The organism is Paraburkholderia oxyphila NBRC 105797, from assembly GCF_000685075.1.
In the GTDB taxonomy this organism is placed as follows: Bacteria; Pseudomonadota; Gammaproteobacteria; order Burkholderiales; family Burkholderiaceae; genus Paraburkholderia; species Paraburkholderia oxyphila.
This window is the reverse complement of record NZ_BAYD01000225.1, coordinates 1-4,001: the sequence shown is the minus strand read 5'-3', so window position 1 is coordinate 4,001 and position 4,001 is coordinate 1. Positions and strand designations below refer to the sequence as shown.

General features: G+C 63.7%; 3 protein-coding genes and 1 pseudogene. All 4 read left to right on the top strand.

From position 1 onward, the window contains the following. Window positions 1-258: aldehyde dehydrogenase family protein (locus tag BO1_RS55905; protein ID WP_043289246.1), on the top strand; the 258-nt coding region annotated here is incomplete at its 5' end. Between the two features lie 23 nt (window positions 259-281). Further along, window positions 282-1,242 (top strand): annotated as a pseudogene (locus BO1_RS55900) (VOC family protein). Further along, window positions 1,239-2,480: an NAD(P)/FAD-dependent oxidoreductase gene (locus tag BO1_RS48235; protein WP_028223700.1), complete on the top strand. Its 1,242-nt coding sequence runs from the start codon at window positions 1,239-1,241 to the stop codon at window positions 2,478-2,480. Before BO1_RS55900 ends, BO1_RS48235 begins: the two are co-directional and overlap by 4 nt. Window positions 2,481-2,513: 33 nt before the next feature. Continuing rightward, a complete protein-coding gene (locus tag BO1_RS48230; protein ID WP_028223699.1) occupies window positions 2,514-3,929 on the top strand; it encodes an MFS transporter in 1,416 nt (471 codons plus the stop codon). Window positions 3,930-4,001 lie beyond the last annotated feature (72 nt).

Genomic DNA, 4,001 nt, shown 5'->3' with positions numbered 1-4,001 from the left:
AACGACAGCGTGTTCGGCCTTGCCGCCGGCATCTGGACGCGCGACTACAAGCGCGCGTGGCGCGTGGCCCGCAAGCTCGAAGCGGGCACGGTCTGGATCAATACGTACAAGCTGTTCTCGATCTCCACGCCATTCTCGGGCTGGAAGGAGAGCGGCATGGGCCGCGAGAAAGGGCGGCTCGGCATTCGCGAATACATGCAGCAGAAGAGCCTCTACTGGGGCTTGAACGACGCGCCGCTGCCCTGGGCCAACGCCTGAGCGCGCGCAACGGAGCAATGAACATGACGATTCTTGGCATCGAACAGATTACCTACGGCGTGACCGATCTCGAAACCTGCCGGCGCTTTTTCGCCGACTGGGGTTTGACGGAGACGTCGCACGACGAAACGCGTGCGCGTTTTGAAACGCTTAACGGCTGCACCGTGCTCGTGGCCGACGCGAACGACGCCACGCTGCCCGCCGCCTTTGAAGCAGGCCCGACGCTGCGCGAAGTGACGTGGGGTGTAGCCACGCGCGAAGAACTCGACGCATTGCGCGAGCGCCTGAAGGGCCAGCCGGGCTATTACAGCGAGCCGGAAGCGGTGGGCTGCTTCGACCCCGCAGGCATGGCGATTCGCGTGGAAGTCACGCGCCGGCGCGAGATCGACCTGAAGGGCTCGCCGTCGAACGTGTGGGGCCAGACGCTGCGCGTGGATACGCCGTCGCCGATCTATGAGCGCGCGCGACCGGTGGAAGTGGGTCACGTGGTGTTCTTCACGAACTGCCTCGCGGAGCAGGAGCAGTTCTATCACGAGCTGCTGGCTTCGAGACGTCGGACCGCTATCCGGATCGTGGCGCGTTCATGCGCTGCGCGCCGCACGGCGGCCACCACGACCTGTTCCTGCTCGCGCTGCCCGACGGCAAGAAGGGCCTCAATCACGTGGCGTTCACGGTGCGGACATCCACGAGGTGTTTGGCGGCGGCCTGCATATCAGCCGTTGCGGCTGGACCACACAGCTTGGCCCTGGCCGGCATCCGGTTTCCTCGGCGTACTTCTGGTACTTCAAGAACCCGGCGGGCGCGCTGATCGAGTATTACGCCGACGAAGACGTGCTCACGCCGGAATGGCAGCCGCGTGATTTCGAGCCGGGCCCGACCGTGTTTGCGGAGTGGGCGATCGACGGCGGCCTCGACGGCAACACGCGCCGCCAGAAGAACGCGGAAGCGCCGCAAGGCAAGTTCATGACGGAGCGTAAGCAATGAGCGACGCAATCGAGAACCACGCAGAGGAAGCGCCACGCACCGTCGTGGTGATCGGCGGCGGCCAGGCAGCGGGCTGGGTCGTGAAGACGCTGCGCAAGGAAGGCTACGCGGGCCGGCTCGTGATGATCGCGGACGAAGTGCACCTGCCGTATGAGCGTCCGCCGCTCTCGAAGGCCGTGCTGGCGGGCGAAGCCGATATCGAAACGGTGCGCATTGCCAAGCCCGACGAATTCGCCGCCCTGAATGTGGAAGCTTGGCAACCCGACTGCGCGACGGCCATCGACCGCGCGGCACGCGTGGTCACCACGCGCTCGGGCCGCGAAGTGAAGTACGACCGCCTCGTGATCGCCACGGGCGGTGCGGCGCGCAAGCTGCCCGCGAGCATCGCGAAGAGCGCGCACGTGACCTATCTGCGCACGCTCGACGAGGCGATGGCGCTGGGCGAGCGGCTGCGCAGCAGTCAGCGCGTGCTGGTGGTGGGCGGCGGCTGGATCGGGCTCGAAGTGGCGGCGACCGCGCGCAAGCTCGGCGTGGCTGCGACCGTGGTGGAGGGCGCAGCGCGTCTGTGCGCGCGCTCGCTGCCGCAGGACGTGTCGGACTTCCTGCTCGAATTGCACCGCGCGAACGGCGTGGACGTGCGGCTGAACGCGGCGCTCGTCTCGCTCGAAGACTGCGAGCAAGGCGGCGTGCGCGCGACCTTCGCGGACGGCAGCACGCTCGACGCCGATTTCGCCGTGGCCGGCATCGGCCTTGCGCCGCACACGTCGCTTGCCGAGGCCGCGGGCCTTGCCGTGGAAGACGGCATTGTCGTGGATGAGTTTGGTGAAACTTCGGATGCCTGCGTATTTGCCTGCGGCGACGTGGCGAATCACCCGAATGCATGGCTGAAGCGCCGCGTGCGGCTGGAGTCGTGGGCCAATGCACAGAATCAGGCCATTGCGGTGGCGAAGGCCGTGCTCGGCGTGAAGACGCCTTACGCGGAAATTCCGTGGTTCTGGTCCGATCAGTACGACGTGAACCTGCAGATTCTTGGCGACATTCCGGCAGGCGTTGCGCCGGCGCTGCGCGGCAGCCTCGAGGAAAAGCGCGCGACGCTCTTCTTTGTGGAGCAAGGGCATCTGCGGGGCGTCATCGCGATCAATTCGGCGCGCGACCTCAAGCTCGCGCGCAAATGGATGAGCCAGGGGCGCGCGGTCGACATCGCGGCGCTCACGGACACGAGCAAGGCCCTCGCATAAGGCCCGAGACAACACGGAGACGGGACCACAGGCATGAGAACTTTCGATACCACCATCGGCAATTGCGGCGACGCGCCGGTTGCCGAGACGTTCAGTGGGCCACACACGCGCGGATCGATCATCGCGCGGCTCGAACGGCTGCCGACCAACGCCATGCAGGTGCGTGCGCGCCTCTTGATCGGCCTGGCTACCTTCTTCGATGGTTTCGACGTGATCGCGATTGCCGCGACATTGCCGATTCTGATCCAGAAGTGGCATCTCACGCCGTGGGAGATTGGTTTTCTGATCGCCTCGGGGTCGGTTGGCCAGCTGTTCGGTGCCTTTCTGTTTCCGTGGCTTGCCGAGCGCCATGGCCGCGTGCGGGCGATTGCATGGAGCTCGGGCATTATCGGCCTGACGAGCATTGCTTGTGGCTTCGCGCCGACCTTTCTCGTGTTTGCTGCGCTGCGCGTGATTCAGGGATTTGGGCTGGGTGGCGAGTTGCCTGTGGCCGCGACCTATATCAACGAGGTAAGCCGCGCTCATGGGCGTGGACGATTCGTTCTCCTCTATGAGATCGTGTTCCCGGTTGGGTTGCTGGCGTCGAATGCGCTGGGCGCGTGGATTGTGCCGCGCTTCGGCTGGCAGGCCATGTATTTCATCGGCGCGCTGCCGCTCGTGCTGTTCTTCGTGTTGCGCAAGCTCGTGCCCGAGTCGCCGCGCTGGCTCGCTGAACGCGAGCGGATGCAGGAGGCTGCCGATGCCGTGAGCGCGTTCGAGCGTACCGCGAAGGGGCCGCTTGATCCGGTCACCAATGCCGGTGACTTTGATGCGCTCGTCAAGCGCCATCCGAAGCGGAGTGTGAAGGATCTGTTTGGGCCCGCGTATCTCAAGCGCACGCTTGCGGTGGCCATGCTGTGGATGACGTGCGGGTTCATTCAGTATGGGCTTTCTACGTGGTTGCCTACGATTTATCGCAATGTCTATCATGCGCCGCTGCAGCTTGCGCTTAATCTCGCGGTGGCCGCTTCGGTGCTGGGTGTGATCGGGTCGCTTACCTGTGCGTTGCTGGTGGATAAGGTGGGTCGCAAGCCTATCATCAACGTCTCGTTTGTGTTGTGTGCTGTGTCGCTCGCGATGGCCGGTATTTGCCATGGGATGTCGGTTTATGTTGTGGCTACGTTCTGTGCGCTGTCGCTTGGGTTGCTTGCTTGCGGTTTTATTACTGCGTATGTTTATACGCCTGAGCTTTATCCTACGAGTATTCGGGCGTTTGGGTGTGGGATGGGCGGTGCCTGGCTGAAAGTGGCTGCCATCTTTGCGCCTACTATCGTCTCGAAGACGATGATCGGGGGGAATCTCGATGTGGCGTTTTATATCCTTGCGGCTGTGCCGTTTCTTGCTGCTTTGACAGTGCATTTTCTTGGGATTGAGACGAAAGGGAAGGTGCTTGAGCAGCTCGAAGCTTGAGCGAGAGTTGATGATTTTTGGGGGCGTTGGCATTGCCCCCGGCCTTGCCTTGGCCTTAACTTGTTTTCGCGG

What these genes read in the sequence shown, in the direction of transcription:
- BO1_RS48230 (WP_028223699.1), top strand. Translation starts at nt 2,514, where the DNA reads ATGAGAACTTTCGATACCACCATCGGCAATTGCGGCGACGCGCCGGTT.
- BO1_RS48235 (WP_028223700.1), top strand. Translation starts at nt 1,239, where the DNA reads ATGAGCGACGCAATCGAGAACCACGCAGAGGAAGCGCCACGCACCGTC.